14 protein-coding genes are annotated in these 15,223 nt (G+C 68.8%); 4 read left to right on the top strand and 10 right to left on the bottom strand.

Annotated elements, in window-relative coordinates; all coding sequences use genetic code 11:
• Positions 1–26 precede the first annotated feature (26 nt).
• The gene (locus tag ABJK26_RS05385) at positions 27–2,012 is read left to right on the top strand and encodes a (Fe-S)-binding protein (RefSeq protein WP_347241240.1); all 1,986 of its coding nucleotides are present in this window, start codon (positions 27–29) and stop codon (positions 2,010–2,012) included.
• Here ABJK26_RS05385 and ABJK26_RS05380 read toward each other — a convergent pair.
• The 4 genes from ABJK26_RS05380 to ABJK26_RS05365 form a co-directional block, all read right to left on the bottom strand.
• On the bottom strand, positions 2,002–2,538 hold the full coding sequence (locus ABJK26_RS05380) for a class I SAM-dependent methyltransferase (protein ID WP_347241239.1): 537 nt from the start codon (positions 2,536–2,538) through the stop codon (positions 2,002–2,004). The two genes, ABJK26_RS05385 and ABJK26_RS05380, sit on opposite strands and share 11 nt — an antisense overlap.
• Positions 2,531–3,205 carry a hypothetical protein gene (locus ABJK26_RS05375; protein ID WP_347241237.1) on the bottom strand — a complete coding sequence of 225 codons (675 nt, stop codon included), beginning with the start codon at positions 3,203–3,205 and terminating at the stop codon, positions 2,531–2,533. The genes ABJK26_RS05380 and ABJK26_RS05375 overlap by 8 nt, the downstream gene beginning before the upstream one ends.
• Positions 3,202–4,140 (bottom strand): alpha/beta hydrolase-fold protein, encoded by a 939-nt coding sequence (locus tag ABJK26_RS05370; protein ID WP_347241236.1) that lies wholly within the window; start codon positions 4,138–4,140, stop codon positions 3,202–3,204. Before ABJK26_RS05370 ends, ABJK26_RS05375 begins: the two co-directional genes overlap by 4 nt.
• A 69-nt stretch (positions 4,141–4,209) precedes the next feature.
• Complete coding sequence (locus ABJK26_RS05365; RefSeq protein ID WP_347241235.1) at positions 4,210–5,052, bottom strand: DUF1517 domain-containing protein; 843 nt, start codon at positions 5,050–5,052, stop codon at positions 4,210–4,212.
• 112 nt (positions 5,053–5,164) lie between these two features.
• On the opposite strand from ABJK26_RS05365, the gene lon reads away from it, so the two are divergent.
• Positions 5,165–7,585 carry an endopeptidase La gene (gene lon / locus ABJK26_RS05360; protein ID WP_347241262.1) on the top strand — a complete coding sequence of 807 codons (2,421 nt, stop codon included), beginning with the start codon at positions 5,165–5,167 and terminating at the stop codon, positions 7,583–7,585.
• A gap of 48 nt (positions 7,586–7,633) precedes the next feature.
• Here the strand turns inward: lon and bshA are convergent, their stop codons facing one another.
• From bshA to ABJK26_RS05345, 3 genes are all read right to left on the bottom strand, one after another.
• Entirely contained in the window at positions 7,634–8,728 is a 1,095-nt protein-coding gene (gene bshA, locus ABJK26_RS05355) for an N-acetyl-alpha-D-glucosaminyl L-malate synthase BshA (RefSeq protein WP_347241234.1), read from the bottom strand.
• An 83-nt stretch (positions 8,729–8,811) separates the two neighbouring features.
• A complete protein-coding gene (locus ABJK26_RS05350; RefSeq protein ID WP_347241233.1) occupies positions 8,812–9,918 on the bottom strand; it encodes an LptF/LptG family permease in 1,107 nt (368 codons plus the stop codon).
• Positions 9,915–10,535, bottom strand: a complete 621-nt coding sequence (locus tag ABJK26_RS05345) for a hypothetical protein (protein ID WP_347241232.1) — start codon at positions 10,533–10,535, stop codon at positions 9,915–9,917. The genes ABJK26_RS05350 and ABJK26_RS05345 overlap by 4 nt, the downstream gene beginning before the upstream one ends.
• Positions 10,536–10,600: 65 nt before the next feature.
• Between ABJK26_RS05345 and ABJK26_RS05340 the strand changes: the two genes are divergently transcribed.
• On the top strand, positions 10,601–12,031 hold the full coding sequence (locus ABJK26_RS05340; protein WP_347241231.1) for an O-antigen ligase family protein: 1,431 nt from the start codon (positions 10,601–10,603) through the stop codon (positions 12,029–12,031).
• Positions 12,028–12,435: a hypothetical protein gene (locus ABJK26_RS05335; RefSeq protein WP_347241230.1), complete on the top strand. Its 408-nt coding sequence runs from the start codon at positions 12,028–12,030 to the stop codon at positions 12,433–12,435. The genes ABJK26_RS05340 and ABJK26_RS05335 overlap by 4 nt, the downstream gene beginning before the upstream one ends.
• Here ABJK26_RS05335 and ABJK26_RS05330 read toward each other — a convergent pair.
• Genes ABJK26_RS05330 through ABJK26_RS05320 form a run of 3 tightly spaced genes read right to left on the bottom strand, consistent with a single transcriptional unit; the run spans position 12,432 to position 15,059 of the window.
• Positions 12,432–12,920, bottom strand: a complete 489-nt coding sequence (locus tag ABJK26_RS05330) for a CorA family divalent cation transporter (protein WP_347241229.1) — start codon at positions 12,918–12,920, stop codon at positions 12,432–12,434. The genes ABJK26_RS05335 and ABJK26_RS05330 overlap by 4 nt on opposite strands.
• 9 nt (positions 12,921–12,929) lie before the next feature.
• Complete coding sequence (locus ABJK26_RS05325; protein ID WP_347241228.1) at positions 12,930–14,546, bottom strand: hypothetical protein; 1,617 nt, start codon at positions 14,544–14,546, stop codon at positions 12,930–12,932.
• Between the two features lie 21 nt (positions 14,547–14,567).
• A complete protein-coding gene (locus ABJK26_RS05320; RefSeq protein WP_347241227.1) occupies positions 14,568–15,059 on the bottom strand; it encodes a hypothetical protein in 492 nt (163 codons plus the stop codon).
• Positions 15,060–15,223: the final 164 nt, after the last annotated feature.

Raw genomic sequence — 15,223 nt, 5'->3', positions numbered from 1 at the left:
TTACCGAGTATAAGGAGGTGGCGTCCATGCTCACCTTGCCCGAGAAAATCCTCTTCCTCCTCCTCGCCTTGGGAAGCCTCTACTACGCCTACACGGGCTTCCTTCGCGTCTACCTCGCCATAAGGCGGGGGCGGCCCGAGGATCGGTTTGACCGCTTGCCCGAGCGGGTGGGCCGGGCCCTCTGGCTCGTCCTCACCCAGCAGACCGTGTTCAAGAGGAGGCCCCTGGTTTCCCTCCTCCACGCCTTCGTCTTCTACGGCTTCGTCTACTACCTCCTGGTGAACCTGGTGGACTTCCTGGAGGGCTTCTTCGGCCTTCACGCCCGCGGGGGGCTTTGGAACCCCTATAACCTAATCGCGGACCTCCTCACCTTCCTGATCCTCGTGGGCATCCTGGGCCTGATGCTCCGGCGCTACCTCCTCGCCCCCAGGGACTTCACCTGGAACCCCAACGTCCCCCTGCACGAGAAGGCCAGGGCCGGCATCGCCCGGGACTCGGCCATCGTGGGGGCCTTCATCGCCTTCCACGTGGGAAGCCGCCTCCTCTCCAAGGCCTTCCAGCTCGCCAAGGAGGGCCAGGACCCCTTCCAGCCCGTGGCGAGCGCCCTAGGCGGGGCGCTTTCCGGCCTCTCCCCCTCGGCCCTCACCTTGGGCGAGCACCTCTTCTGGTGGGGCGCCCTGGGCTCCATCCTCCTCTTCCTCCCCTACTTCCCCCGCTCCAAGCACATCCACCTCTTCATGGCCCCCATCAACCTGGCCTTCCGCAAGGAGGTGCCGGGGGCCCTCCTGCCCCTGGACCTGGAGAAGGAGGAGGAGAAGTTCGGGGCGGAGAAGCTGGAGGACCTCTCCTGGAAGCGGCTTCTTGACGCCTACGCCTGCATCATGTGCAACCGCTGCCAGGAGGCCTGCCCCGCCTACACCACGGGGAAGGCCCTAAGCCCGGCCGCCATCCTCATCTCCGAGCGGTACGAGTTGAACGGCATCTTGAAGGACTTCGCCGAGGGGCAGGAGAGCCCGAGGCCCCTCATGGACTTCGCCCTGAACGAGGAGGCCCTCTGGGCCTGCACCACCTGCCTGGCCTGCGTGGAGGTCTGCCCCGTGGGCAACGAGCCCATGCTCCACGTCCTGGACGTGCGCCGGGCCAAGGTCCTCATGGAGGGGGAGTTTCCGGCCCAGCTCAACAACGCCTTCCGGGGGATGGAGCGCTCCGGCAACCCCTGGGGCATCGGCCAGGACAAGCGCCTGGACTGGGCGGAAGGGCTTAGGGTCCCCACGGTGGAGGAGAAGCCCCACCCCGAGGTCCTCTACTGGGTGGGGTGCGCCGCAAGCTACGACCCCAGGGCCCAGAGGATCGCCCGGAGCATGGTGGAGATCCTGAACGCCAGCGGGTTAGACTGGGCGGTCCTGGGCAGGCGGGAGAAGTGCACCGGGGACGCGGCGAGGCGGGCCGGCAACGAGTACCTCTTCTTCCAGCTCGCCACGGAGAACGTGGAGACCTTAAACCAGGTGGCCCCCAAGACCATCGTCACCACCTGCCCCCACTGCTTCCACACCCTGAAGAACGAGTACAAGGACTTCGGCGGCCAGTACCGGGTGGTCCACCACACGGAGTTCCTCGCCGAGCTCCTGCGCGAGGGCCGGATCCGGGTGGGGGAGGAGACCCGCAAGGCGGTCTTCCACGACCCCTGCTACCTGGGCCGCCACAACGGGGTCTACGAGGCCCCGCGCGAGGTGCTCAAGGGGGTGGGTCTCGTCCTCACCGAGCCTCCCCGGAACCGGGAGAGGAGCTTCTGCTGCGGGGCGGGCGGGGCCCAGTTCTGGAAGGAGGAGGAGCCCGGGGCCATGCGGGTCTCCGAGAACCGCTACAAGGAGCTTAAGGACACGGGGGCCGAGGTCATCGCCACCGGGTGCCCCTTCTGCATGGCCATGATGAACGTGGAAACCGCCCAGGACCCTAACCCTCCGGAGGTCCTAGATATCGCCGAGCTCGTGGCCCGGGGCCTCAAGGCCTAGTGTAGACGGCGTAGACCCTATACCCTCCCATCCACCCTTCCCCAAAGGCCCTCAAGGAAAGGCCCGGGGGAGGGGTGAGGAGCTCCTCGGGCTCCCAGTAGAAGGGGCTAGAGGGCCTTCCCCGCCTCAAGGCCTCCTTCCGGGAGAAGCCCTCCACCAGGAGGAACCCCCCGGGGAGGAGGAGGGAGGGAAGGGCCTTAAGGAGGGGGCGGTTCACGTAGTAGGCCATGAGGACCCCGGCGAAGGGGCCCCTGGGAAGGCGCTTCGGGGCGTCCTCGGCCTCGAGGTCCATCGCCACGAGGGAAAGCCCCGGGATGCCCGCGAGCCTCCTTAGGGCTTCGGGGCTCCGTTCCACCAGGACCACGGGGTGACCCCTTTGCAGGAAGTAACGGGCGTTCCGCCCCAATCCCCCCGCCAGGTCCAGAATAGGGCCCTTGGGGAGGAAGGGGCCAAAGGCCCGCACCACGAAGGCCGGGGGGCGGCCTTCCTGGGCTTCTCGGTAAAAGGCGTCCCAGTCCTTAGGCATCCTTGCGAAAGGCGAGGGCGCTCCCCACGAGGAGGATGAGGAAGGTGCCTCCCCAGAAGACCGCCTTGGGGAGGGCGAGGGCGAGCTCGGGGCGGTGGAGGAGGTGGGCGAGGGTGTGGGTGCCCTCCAGGAAGAGCTTGACCCCGGCCCAGCCCACCAGGGCGTAGGCCACCTTTTCCAGCCCGGGAAAGCGCTCCATCAGGGCCACCACCGAGCCCGCCAGGAGGCGGATGAAGAGGATGCCCAGGGCCACCCCGAGAAACACCAGGAGGAAGTCCTTGGAGAAGGCCACCACCGCCAGGATGGAGTCCACGGCGAAGGCCAGGTCCACCAGGTTGATGAGGACCACCACCCGCCAGAACTCGCTGGCCGTGGCCTCCGGGAGAGGTCTGGCCTCGAGGGGGCTTCGGAAGTGCTGGACCATGAGGTAGACGAGGTAGAGCCCCCCCAGCACCTGGGCCCACCAGAGCCTTATGAGAAGGACGGCGAAGAGGAGGGCGAGGCCCCTAAGGAGGTAGGCCCCCAATAGGCCGTAGAGGAGGGCCCGGGCCCGGAGGCGCGGGGGGAGGGGCCGCACCATCACCGCCAGGACCAGGGCGTTGTCCCCGGAGAGGAGGGCCTCGAGGGCGGCCACCGAGAGGAGGGTGAGGAAGGCTTCCCCGCTCACCCTTCCCCCAGGAGGTAGCGAAGCCCCGGGGCCAGGGCCTGCTTCCAGGTGACCCAGTTGTGCCCCGAGGGCCTTTCCCGGTAGGCGTGGGGGGCCTTCCTGTCGGCGAGGAGGGCGGCGAAGCGGCGGTTAGGGCCCAAAAGCCATTCCAGAAGCCCCACCTCCAGGTAGACCCGGGGAAGGCGCTCCGCCTCGGCGTAGCGAAGGAGGAGCCATTCCTCGTCCCGGTAGGCGTCCTTCCCCCCGGGGTGGGCCTTGAGGGCGGGGGAGAGGGCGAGGACCTTCTTGAAGCGCTCCGGATGCCTCCAGGCCTGCCACAAGGAGAAAAGCCCCCCCAAGGAGGCCCCCACCAAGACCACCTCTCCCAGGGGGCCGTGGGCCCCTTCCACCTCCTCCAGCACCCGGTGGAACTCCCTCTCGTAGGCCTCGCTGAAGCGGTACTCGGCGCTTCGGTCTATGGGCTCCACGAAGAGGAGGCGCACCGGCGGGACTTCCCCCGCCTCCAAAAGGGCCCGCGCCACCTTGTGCAACCCCGCGGTGCGGTAGAAGGCCACCCCGTCCTGGGCCACCAGGGTAGCCTTTGGGGAGGGCCCCGTCTCCGCCACGTAAAAGCGCCTCTCCCCCAGGCGGTGCCGGGCCACCCTGGGCTCCTCCTTGGGCTCCGGGGGGGCCTCGTAGCGGAAGCCGGGAAGCCTTATGGCCCTCGGGTAGCTCCACCAGGGGTTTTCCGCCTTCTCGGGGTTGTCGGGGTCAGGGAAGGGCCTTCCCTCCCGGTCCAGGAAGGCGTACTCCACGTAGGCCCCTTCAGGGAACTCCAGGGTGAGGGGCCCCGAGAGGGGGATGGGGCTCCTCTCCCAGTCGGTGAAGTCGCCGATGAGGGCGGCGGCCCCTTCCGGCGGGTAAAAGGTGGCGCTTCTTCGTCCTACCCGTACCACGCCTTTACTCTATCCTCTAGGCCCCCCAGGGCATCCCCCTCTCGCAGGTCAGGGCGGGCGCCAAGGGGCTTAGAGCTTATCCAGCTTCGGAAAGAGGGCGAGGAGCTCCTCCTCCGTGAGGCCCTCCCCCTCCTTCTCCGGGGTCCAGGCCAGGTGGAAGGCGAGGAGGGTGAAGGGGGTGCTCCCGGCGAAGGCCAGGAGGACTTGCCTCGCTCCCTCCCGGTCCAGGGCGCCGGGCTTGGGCAGGCTTCCCCGCACCGCGAGGAGGAGGGAGGCCACCAGGTAGCGCCCCCCGGGCTCCACCTTGGGGGTGTAGGGGGCTTCCACCCTCTTCCCCTCAAAGTGGCGGAAGGTCTCCCGGTAAGTGCTCCGGTCCTCCAGCATCCAGGCGTCAAACCGGGCCAGGACCTCTTCCTCGCTTCCCTCCTCGGCCTCGTAGCTTCCGAAGCGCCAGGCGGGGGCTTCCCGCAGGAGGAGAAGGACCACCTCGTCTAAGAGGTCCGCGAGGCCCTTGGCGGTGGTGGTGTCCGCCTCCTCGGCGAGGCGGCGGAGGGCTCTTTGCACCTCCGGGCGCACCAGGAGGGCGAGCCTGAGCCGCCCCACGCTGGCCGAAGCCCCCGCCTCCCCCACCCTTTGCAGTCCCCGCACCATGAGGAAGGCCACCAGGGCGAGGCCGAAGAAGACCAGGACGGGCGCTACCCCCAGGCTTCCCCCGCCCCCGGGGTACACGTACACCGGGCCCGGGGTAGGGTAGGGTAGGGGATAGGCGGGGGCGGGCCCTGGGCTCATGGGAGGCGGGGGCGAGGGCACGTAGGGCCTGCCCCCCACCCCGCCCCCGCTCTTCTGCCCCAGGGCGAGGCCGAGGAAGAGGAGGAGAAGGAGGGTCTGGAGGGGCTTCACGCCCCTTAGCATAAGGGCTTTGGGCCAAGGCCCTTTGCGTAAAACAGGGGATTCGCAGTAAACTTGACATAGGTAGGCTTAGGCTATGGACGAAGGCCAAGACGCCAAAGAGAGGAGGACAGCCATGCTGCCGGAAACCCTGCCCGTCTGCCCCGTGAGGGGTTCGGTCATCTACCCCACCATGGTCATGCCCATAGACGCGGGCCGGCCCATCTCCATCCGGGCCATTGACGAGGCCCTGGCCCGCGAGCGGGTGCTCCTCATCGTGAGCCAGAGGGACAAGGAGGTGGAAAACCCCAGGCCCTCGGACCTCTACGAGGTGGGCACGGCCTGCAACATCCTGAAGATGCGCAAGAACCCGGACGGCTCCGTCCAGGTCCTGGTGCAGGCCTTCGCCCGGGTGCGGGTGGTGGAGTGGCTGGACCTGGGGGACCACCTCGAGGCCAAGGGGGAGGTGGTCTCCGACGAGCCCGGGGACCCCATCACGGTGAAGGCCCTGGTGCGGGAGGTGAAGGACAAGTTCCAGGCCCTCCTCAAGGAGGGGAAGTACCTGCCCCCCGAGGTGGCCCAGTTCGTCCTGAACCTGGAGGACCCCTCCCAGCTCGCCGACTACATCGCCTTCCACATGGACTTCCGCCTCGAGGACAAGCAAAAGGTCCTGGAGACGGCCAACGTGGCCGAGCGGCTTAAGCACGTCTTGGTCCTTTTGGAGGCGGAGCTGGAGCTCATCGAAACCCAGCGGCGCATCCAGCAGCAGGTCAAGGAGGAGATAGACCGCAACCAGCGGGAGTACTTCCTCCGGGAGCAGATGAAGGCCATCCAGCGGGAGCTCCACGGGGAGGAGGGGGCGGAGGAGGTGGAGGAGTTCCGGCGGAAGCTCGCCGAGCTGGACCTTCCCCCCGTGGTGCGGCAGGAAGCGGAAAGGGAGCTCAACCGCTTCGCCCGCATGCACCCGGACTCCGCCGAGGCCAGCGTCATCCGCACCTACCTGGACTGGATCGTGAACCTTCCCTGGAACACCCGCACCGAGGACAACCTGGACCTGAAGCGGGCCAAGGAGATCCTGGAGCGGGACCACTACGGCCTGGAGAAGGTGAAGGACCGGGTCCTGGAGTACCTGGCGGTGCGCAAGCTCAAGGCGGAAAGGGCGAGGCGCGGGGAGATCCCCGCCGACGAGGTGAACAAGGGCCCCATCCTCCTCTTCGTGGGGCCCCCGGGGGTGGGGAAGACCTCCATCGCCAAGAGCATCGCCGAGGCCCTGGGGCGGAAGTACGTGCGGGTCTCCTTGGGCGGCGCGCGGGACGAGTCGGACATTAGGGGCCACCGCCGCACCTACATCGGGGCCATGCCGGGCCGGATCATCCAGGGCCTGAGGCAGGCCGGGACCAAGAACCCCGTCTTCCTCCTGGACGAGGTGGACAAGCTCGGCATCTCCTACCAGGGGGACCCGGCGGCGGCCCTCCTCGAGGTCCTGGACCCCGCCCAAAACAAGGAGTTCGTGGACCACTACCTGGGGGTGCCCTTTGACCTCAGCGAGGTGATGTTCATCTGCACCGCCAACTTCCCCCAGAACATCCCGGCCCCCCTCATGGACCGGATGGAGGCCATTGAGTTCACCAGCTACACCGAGCAGGAGAAGCTGGAGATCGCTAAGCGCTACCTCCTGCCGAGGCAGCTAAGGGAAAACGGCCTGGACCCGGACCAGGTGGTGGTGACCGAGGCCGCCCTCATGCGCCTCATCACCCACTACACCCGGGAGGCGGGGGTGCGGCAGCTGGAGCGGGAGATCGGGGCGCTTCTCAGGAAGGCGGCCCGGCAGATCCTGGAGGAGGGCAGGAAGCGCGTGCGCATCACCGAGCGCGACCTGGAGCGCTACCTCGGCCCGCCCCGCCACCTCCCCGAGACCGAGGCCCGGGAGCCCCAGGTGGGGGTGGCCACGGGGATGTACTACACCCCCGTGGGCGGGGACATCATGTTCGTGGAGGTCTCGGTGATGCCCGGCAAGGGCAACCTCATCCTCACGGGGCAGCTCGGCGACGTGATGAAGGAGTCGGCCCGGGCGGCGCTTTCCTACGCCAAGAAGAACGCGGGGCGCTTCGGCATCCCCCTGGAGAAGTTTGACAAGTCCGACATCCACATCCACGTCCCCGCCGGGGCCATCCCCAAGGAGGGCCCCTCCGCCGGGGTGGCCATCGTGAGCGCCTTGGTCTCCGCCCTCACCGAGGTGCCGGTGCGGCACGACATCGCCATGACCGGGGAGATCACCCTCACGGGAAGGGTCCTCCCCATCGGCGGGGTGAAGGAGAAGGTCCTCGGGGCGAGGCGGGCCGGGATCCGGGAGGTGATCCTGCCCAAGCAGAACGAGCCCGACCTCTCTGATATCCCTAAGCCCCTAAGGCAGAACATGACCTTCCACTTCGTGGAGCACCTGGACGAGGTTTTGGACCTGGCCCTGGTGGGGGGCCTGAAGGCCCTCGAGGCCCGCGCCAAGGAACCCAAGAAGCGCCCCGCCCGCAAGAAGCGGGAGCTCGTGGCCCACGCCTAAGTAAAGCCAGAGCGGGGGCCCAAGAAGCCCCAAAAAGGCCTTTTGCCTTTAGCCTAGGGCCTCCCGGTAGACCTCCAGGTACTCCGCCGTGATGCGCTCGGGGTGGAAGCGCTCGGCGGCGTATTCCCGGGCCCGCCTGCGCAGGGCGGGAAGCTCGGGGCTCGTGAGGAGCTCCACCACCGCCTCGGCGAAGCCCTCGAGGTCGCCAAGCTCCACGAGCCTTCCCACCTCCGGGGTCACGAGCTCCGGTACCCCGCCCACCGCCGTGGCCACCACGGGCACCCCTGAGGACAGGGCCTCGAGGGCCGCCTGGCCGAAGGACTCCTCCTCTGAGGCCAGGAGGAAGAGGTCCCCCGCCCCCAGCACCTCCTCCGGGTGAGGGGTGGGGGGGTGGAAGCTGACCCAGGGAGCCACCCCGAGCTCCTCCGCCACCCGCCTGGCCTCGGCCTCCTCGGGGCCTTTGCCCAGGAGGAGAAGCCTCGCGGGGAGCTTCCGCCGCGCCTTGGCGAAGGCCCGCACCAGGTCCGGCACCCGCTTGATGGGGCGGAAGTTGGAGGCGTGGACCAGGAGGAACTCTCCTTCCTCCGCGTAGAGGCGTTTTCTCTCCGGCCTCGGGTAAAAGCGCTCCGGGTCCACGGCGTTCGGGATGACCCTGGGCCGTACCCCGAAGGCCTTTTCCGCCTCCTTGGCCAGGGCCCGGCTCACCGCCGTGGTGGCCCGGGCCGCAAGAAGGGCCCGCCTGGTGGGCCCGTGGAAGGCGGGGTCCATGCCCAGCACAGAGACGTCCGTCCCGTGGAGGGTGTGGGCCAGGGGGAAGGCCTCCCCGAGGCCCAGGTAGGCCGCCGCCGCGTGGGGGATGGCGTAGTGGGTGTGCACCAGGTCCAGGCCGAGCCGCTTGGCCTCCCGCTCCAGGGTGCCCGCCAGGGAGAGGGTGTAGAGGGGCCCGGGGAAGACGGGGTAGTAGGGGAGGTCCACGGGCACGTAGACCACGGGGCTATCCCGAAAGAGGCGGAAGGGCCTTTCCGTGGCGAAGAGGTGGACCCGGTGCCCCATCCGGGCGAGCCTCTCCGCCAGCTCCGTGGCCACGATGCCGCTACCCCCAAGCCCGGGGTAGGCCACGAGGCCGAGGCGGAGCCCCGTCACCGCCCGACCAGGCTGGGGGAGAGGCCCCAGCGGCAGAGGACAGGAACCTTGGCCTGGAGCCCGCGCCGGGTCATGCCCCGAGTTTACCTCAGGGCCCGCAGCCCCAGGAGCAGGAAGAGGAGGTTGGCCCCCCAGGCCCCAAGCTCCGGGGGGATGGCCCCCACCCCGGCCAGGGAGCGCCCCAGGAAGAAGGCCCCGTAGTAGGCCAGGGAAAGGACCACGCTCATCCCCAGGGCGAGCCCCGCGCTCTTCCCGTAGCGGAGGGCCATGGCCGCCGCGAGGAGGACCAGGACCAGGTTGGAAAGGGGCAGGGCGAGCTTGGAGTGGAGCTCGAGCCGCGCCCGCCACTTCTCCAAGGGGGGCAAAAAGGGGTCCTTGAGCTTCCTCCAGGCCGCCGAGAGGCTATCCTGGCCGAAGCTGAAGGTGTCGGCGTAGTCGGCGATGGCCCGGGCCCGGGAGAGGTCCGAGGCCACCTCCAGGGTCTTCCCCTGGCTCACCGCCCGGAAGACCCGGCGCACCTGGGCGAGGAGGTCAGGGGCGGTTTCCAGCCCCGGCACCTGGCCGAAGTCCACCTGGTAGTAGCGGTAGTTCCTGAGGGTGAGGGTCTTGTCCTCCCAGGTGCCCCGCTCGGCGAAGAGGAAGGTCCCCACCTCCCCCTGGAAGGCGGTGATCCGCACCCCCACCATCTCCTTGGCCTCCGGGTCAAAGTCCTGGAAGTAGAGGCTCTTGCCCTGGCCTATGGGGATCTGCATCCCCTTTAAGCGGAAGAGGCCCGCCCCTTGGGTGTGGATCTCGTCCCACCAGGCCACCCGCACCCGGTTGTTGGCCTCGGGGACCACGTACTCCTGGAGGTAGAGGGCGATGAGGGAGAGGAGGGCCCCGAGGAGGAGGAGGGGCAGGGCCGCCCGAAAGAGGGGGATACCGGCGGAGAGGAGGGCGAACTGGGCCCCCTCGGCGGCGAGCCTTCCGAAGAGGAGGACGGTGGCCGTGACCAAGGCGATGGGGAAGACCTGCACCAAGACCCCGGGCACGTGGTAGGAGAGCCAGCGGAGGATCTTGGGGATGGGGACCCCCTCAAGCCACCTGGCCCCGGCGTAGAAGAAGCCGAAGAGGAAGACGGCGGTGAGGAAGAGGAGGGCGAGGAGGAAAAGGGGGAGGCCCTCCTTGAGAAGGTGGCGGTAGAGGGTCATGGGAGGCGCTTGGCGTAGGCCTCGAGGCGTCCCGCCTGGGGCGGAAGCTTGGTGCTGGCCTGGACCTTACCCCCTACGAAGCGGAGGTACAGCCGGGCCGAGGCCCCCTGGCCCTTCAGGGTGGCCTTCCCCTCTTGGTAGAGGAAGCTCCCCAGGACCAGGGCCTCCCTGGCCTTCAGGTCGGCCACCAGGGTCTCGGCCTGGAGCCTCGGGCTTTCCGCCCGAACGCTTCCTTTTAGGATGACCACGTCCTCGGCGAAGAGGGCCAGGGCCCGCTCCGCCCGGAGGTTTTTGAAGTCGGGATTGCTGAAGGCAAGCCCCGCGAAGCGCGCCTCCTGCTTCGGGATGTCGTGCTCCAGGCTCTCCGCCAGGAAGGTTTCCTTTTGCGAGAGGAGCTCCACCTTCCTGGCCCGCACGAAGCTTCCTTCCTTGTACTCTATGTAGCTTCCCTTGAGGCGGAGGCCGTTTTCGTTGTCGGTGAGGACCCCTCCCTGGGGTAGGGTGGTGATCCCGGTTTCCAGGTCCAGGCGCTCTGGCCCGAAGGGCTCCACGCTGAAGGCGGCGAAGCGGGCAGCCAGCGCCAGCCCGAGGGCGAACCAAAGGACGAGGCCCCTCATACCCCAGCACTTTACCGCAGGTTTCTTAGGGACCGCTGAGGGCGGGGTTTGGTAGAGTTGAGGCCGTGCGCGTCCTCGCCCTGGGCCTCGCCATAGCTCCCCTCTTTCCCCCCCTCGCCCTCCTCGCCCCCCTCTTCCTCCCTTGGCTCAAGGGGCTTTCCCCTTTGGCCAGGGGCCTCCTTGCCGCCTACGCCCTTTCCCTTCTCCTGCCCGCCCTTTTCGCCCCCGAGCCCCTGGCCTTCCCTCTCGCCCTAGGGCGGGCCCTCTACGTCCTGGGGCTGGTGGGGGCTGGGGTGGCCCTGGCGCGGCGGGGGGTGGGCCTGAGGCCCCTCGGGTACGGCCTCCTTTTCCTTTACTCAACCGCCTTCCTCGCCACCTACCTGGCCTTCGGGGACCGGGCCTGGACGGTGCGCCTCATGCACCCCTTTCACAGCCCCGTGGGCCTTGGCCTCATGGGGGCCCTGGGGGTCTTCCTCGCCCTCTACCTCCGCTACCCCCTTCCCCTTCGCCTCCTCCTCGGGCTTCTTGGAGGGGGGGTTCTCCTCCTCTCCGGGAGCCGGGGGGGGATGCTGGCCCTCTTCCTCGGGGGGGCGGGGGGGCTCCTCTTCCGGGCCCGGGGGGGGTGGGCCCTGGGGGTGGCCGGGCTCCTCCTCTTCCTGGCCGCCTTCCTGGATAACCCCGTGGCGGGGCGCTTCCTGGAGGCCCACCTCTCGGGGCGGGAGGTCCTTTGGCTCCGGGCCTACGAGGTCTTCCAGGCCCACCCCTGGACCGGGGTCGGGCCCTACCTCCTGGGGGACTACCTGAAGGGCACCCTTCTCGGGAACTGCTTCCTCTTCCCCCTCCTCGAGGCCCGGGGGCTTTCCTGCCCCTCCTGGCTCGTGCCCTTGGGCGGGCTTTGGACCTTCGCCCACAACCACCTCCTCCAGGCCCTGGGGGAAGGGGGCCTTTTCGGGGCCCTCGGGCTTCTCCTCCTTTCCGGAGGGTTCCTGGCCGCGGCCTTTGGCGAGGGGTTCCTCTTCTCCCTCCTCCTCGCCTACCTGGCCATGGGCATGGTGGACAACCCCTTCAGCGTGCCAAGCCCCTTTAGGGGCGAGGTCTTCTTCCTCCTCGGGGGCATGGCCCTGGCCCGGGGCGTGCGCCTTCCTCTCGCCCTCGTCCTCGCCGGGGCGGTGTCGGTCCTCTGGAGCCCCCCTTTCCTCTACCTGGCCACCCGTCCCCCCACCCCGCCCCCGGCCCTCGCCTACCTGGCGGTGCCCCCGGGGGAGGGGGTGGGGCTTTTGCGCCTCGAGGGGGCTTCCGGCTACCGGGTCCAGGTCTACCTCTGCCAGAAGGGCTGCCAGCGGCTCGGCTGGGAGTGGGACGGGGCCAACCCCATCGCCTTCCCCCTGCCCGAGGGCCTCTCCCCGGGGCGCTACCGCCTGCGGATTCTCCTCTTCTCCGCCCACCGCCTGGCCCTAAAGCCCCGCTACCTCTTGGAGGAGGAGGTGGTGCGGTGAGGGCCTTCCTGGGCGCGCTGGCCCTGGTCCTGGGGCTCGGGGTGGCCCTCTTCGGCCTCCGGGGAGCCTTTACCCTCCTTCCCCTGGAGGAGGCCCCCTGCAGGCCCGCCCCCTTGCCCCAAAGGGCGGAGCTCTACGCCAACGGGGCGGTGGAGATCCCCCTTTGCCGAAAAGCCCAGGTGGTCTTCCTTCTTCAGGGCACCCCTGCGGGCGGCCACGGCCCCTGGGCCATGGTGGTGGAGGGGAAGCGGGTCCTCTGGCAGGGGGAGGTGCTGGGGGTGAGGGAGGTCAAGGTCAGGACCTCTGGGCGCGGGATGCTCGCCCTGGCGTTTCCCAACGACCTTTACCAGCCTCCCGAGGACCGGAACCTCTTTCTCCTCGGGCTCAAGGTGGAGCCCCCCTAGCGGAAGAGGGTGAGGAGGGCCAGGACCGCCCCTATGGCGGTGAAGAGGAGCATGGCCTTGTTGAAGGCGGTGTTGATCTCGGCCTTGACCTCCTGCCGGAGGCCTTCCAGCTTGCCCTCTAGGGCCTGGGCGCGTTCCTCCAGCTTGGCCTCTGCCTGCAGGATGCGTGCTTCCAACTCGCCCTTGACTTGCCGGATTTGGCCTTCCAGCTTGGTTTCGGTGCGCTGGATGTGGTCTTCCAGTTCGGTTTTGACCTGCTGGACCCGCTCGTCCAGCTTAGTTTCCACTTGCTGGATCCGGCTTTCCAGCTTGGCCTCCACCTGCTGGATGCGGGCTTCCAGCCTGGCCTCCACGCCGCGCACCTCTTCCCGGAGGCCGTCGATCCGCCGGGAGAGGTCCTGGACCAGGGGCGGAAGCACCTGGACCGTGGCCTCCACGATGCCCTCCAGCTTTTCCAGGCGCTCCAGGAGGCGGTCTTCCGGCATGTCCCCATTTTAGCGCAGGCTCAGGCCGAAGGAGAAGCTGAGCCCGGTGGCCTCGCCGTACTGCCCCTTGAGGACATTTTGCGCCCTCACCTCGTAGGCGAAGCACCCATCGTAGTAGCGGAGGGTGAGGCCGTAGCGGCTCAGGCCCCCCTCGCCCACCCCCCCTTCCAGAGCCGCCCAGAGGGCCTGGCAGCAGGCCCGGTCGGGCAGGGGCGGGGCGTAGGCCAGGCGGAGCTCGCCGAAGCTTCCCCGCACGTAGGCCAGGCGGAGGGTGCCCAGGGCCTCCTCCCGGTACTCCGCCTCCAGCCGGTCCAGCCGGTAGCCTAGGGGGTTTTCCAGGGTGTAGCGTAGGGAGAAGGGTCCCAGGCGGCCTTCCAGGAATAGCCTCTGGAACTCGTCCCGGTTCTCATAGATGAAGGGCGGAGTCTTCTCCAAGGGTTCAAGCCTTCCGGCGTACCCCAGCCGCAGGGCCAGCGCCCCCTCCTGGAAGCCCCCCTCCACACTTCCCCCCAGCGCCAGATAGGGGGCGTAGGGGGTCCTGGGGTAGAAGGCGGCGAGGAGGGTGGGGGAGAGGGTGAGGCTAAGGGGGCCTTCCCTGAGGGTTTGGCGGTAGCTCCCCTCCACCCCTAGGGTCCAGCCCTGGCTCCTCCCCGTCTCGGCGTAGCGCAGGAAGGGGCTTAGGGTGAGGCCTTCCACCCGAAAGGTGGGGGCGTAGCGGGCCTCGAGGCGGGGGGTGTTGGTATCGGGGGGAGTGGGGGTAGAGGAGAAGAAGAGGTCGTCCCAGTACGCCTTTACCCCCGCGGCGTAGCCGAGGCGCGCCTCCGCGCCCCTTCCCCCTTCCCGGAGGCCGAGCTGAAGGGCCTCCTTGGGGGTGTTCAGCCCGGTGGCGAGCAGGGTGAGGCGCCTTTCCCACCGCCCGATCTCCTCGCCGGGCTTGGGGAGGGGGAAGTCCTGTAGGCCCAGGGTAAGGCCCCCGCTTTCGCTTCCCGAGAAGACGAGAGGGCTTTTGAGTTCGGGCCTTCGGTTGGCGTTGGCCCGGGCCTCTCCCAAGGGGATCTCCAGGCCCCAAAGCCCCAAGGAGGCCTCTCCCAGAAGCTCCCCCGTCTTTGGGTCAAAGCGGGCCTCCACCATCCGTAGGCGCGCCTCCTCCCCGCATGGGCAGGGTGTGGCGAGGAAGCCCTTTAACCGGGCCTCCTCCCGGGTGAACCGGGCCTCCTCCGCCCGCACCCGGTAGGCGGGGCTTTCCAGCTCCACCCCTTGGCCTAGGGGAGGGGTTTCCAGGAGGAGGCGCTCGGCCCTGGCCTTAAGCCGCCCCCTTTCCAGGCGCGCCCCGTAAAGGGTCTTCCCCTCGAGCCTTTCGGCCTCGAGGCGCCACCCCTGGGCCTCGCCCCGCAGCTCCTTGGCCTGAAACCCCTCTCCCTCCCGGTAGCGGAGGAGGGGGGCCTCCAGGTAAAGCCCCTCCCGCTCCAGGCAGGCCCTCCCCTCGAGGACCAGGACCTCGCCATCGTAGCTCAGGTTTTCCCCACCCAGGAGGCCCTCTTCGCTTTCCAGGGTGTAGGGCCGTTCCGCGCACGGGCCCGCCAAGGCGGCGCCCAGGAGGATGAACCAGGCCAGCCCCCGCTGCATGGAAAAGAGGATACCCCAGCTTCAGGGCTTCCAGCCCGAGGGGGCCGCCGGGTAGGGCGGGGCCTGGTTCCGCTTAAGCTCCACCCGGAAAAGCCGGCTTAAGGTGACCGCGCCCCCGGTCTGGGCCGCCTCCCCCAGGGCCCGGTCCAGGAGGGCGGCGAGCTCCATCAGGAAGCGGTCCTGCCGGGCCTTGTCTGCGGGCAGGGCCCCGAAGGTGAAGCAGGCGGGGTTCACCGCCTGGCAGTGCCTCTCCAGGCGGAGCTTCCCCCCGAGGAAGTAGAGCCGCCACCCCCCGAGGTCCACCCGGTACCCCGCCTTGAGGTGGTCCCGGTACTGGAGGGAGAGGGCTTCCCAGAGGGCCCGGGCCTCCCCGCCCCTCGGGCTTAGGGTGTAGCGCCAGGCCTTGGCCCCGCCCGTCGTCAGCGTCTGGCTTCGGGTGAGCCCCCAGTCCTGGGCCAGGACCGGGCCCCACAAGGCCAGGGCGAGAACCATCCAGCGGATCACGGGACCCATTTTACTCAGACGGCTCAGCGGAAGAGGGTGAGGAGGGCCAGGACCGCCCCGATGGCGGTGAAGAGGAGCATGGCCTTGTTGAAGGCGGTGTTGATCTCGGCCTTCACCTCCTGGCGAAGATTTTCAATGCGCTCTTCCAGCTTGCTTTCTACTGCCTGGATTCG

Source organism: Thermus sp., from assembly GCF_039793865.1.
Classification (GTDB): domain Bacteria; phylum Deinococcota; class Deinococci; order Deinococcales; family Thermaceae; genus Thermus.
This window is presented reverse-complemented; position numbering and strand designations above follow the sequence as displayed.

Bases quoted from the DNA above. Each gene is read 5' to 3' on its own strand.
- ABJK26_RS05385 (WP_347241240.1), top strand. From the start codon at position 27: ATGCTCACCTTGCCCGAGAAAATCCTCTTCCTCCTCCTCGCCTTGGGA.
- ABJK26_RS05380 (WP_347241239.1), bottom strand. From the start codon at position 2,538: ATGCCTAAGGACTGGGACGCCTTTTACCGAGAAGCCCAGGAAGGCCGC.
- ABJK26_RS05365 (WP_347241235.1), bottom strand. From the start codon at position 5,052: ATGCTAAGGGGCGTGAAGCCCCTCCAGACCCTCCTTCTCCTCCTCTTC.
- lon (WP_347241262.1), top strand. From the start codon at position 5,165: ATGCTGCCGGAAACCCTGCCCGTCTGCCCCGTGAGGGGTTCGGTCATC.
- ABJK26_RS05350 (WP_347241233.1), bottom strand. From the start codon at position 9,918: ATGACCCTCTACCGCCACCTTCTCAAGGAGGGCCTCCCCCTTTTCCTC.
- ABJK26_RS05345 (WP_347241232.1), bottom strand. From the start codon at position 10,535: ATGAGGGGCCTCGTCCTTTGGTTCGCCCTCGGGCTGGCGCTGGCTGCC.
- ABJK26_RS05330 (WP_347241229.1), bottom strand. From the start codon at position 12,920: ATGCCGGAAGACCGCCTCCTGGAGCGCCTGGAAAAGCTGGAGGGCATC.
- ABJK26_RS05325 (WP_347241228.1), bottom strand. From the start codon at position 14,546: ATGCAGCGGGGGCTGGCCTGGTTCATCCTCCTGGGCGCCGCCTTGGCG.
- ABJK26_RS05320 (WP_347241227.1), bottom strand. From the start codon at position 15,059: ATGGGTCCCGTGATCCGCTGGATGGTTCTCGCCCTGGCCTTGTGGGGC.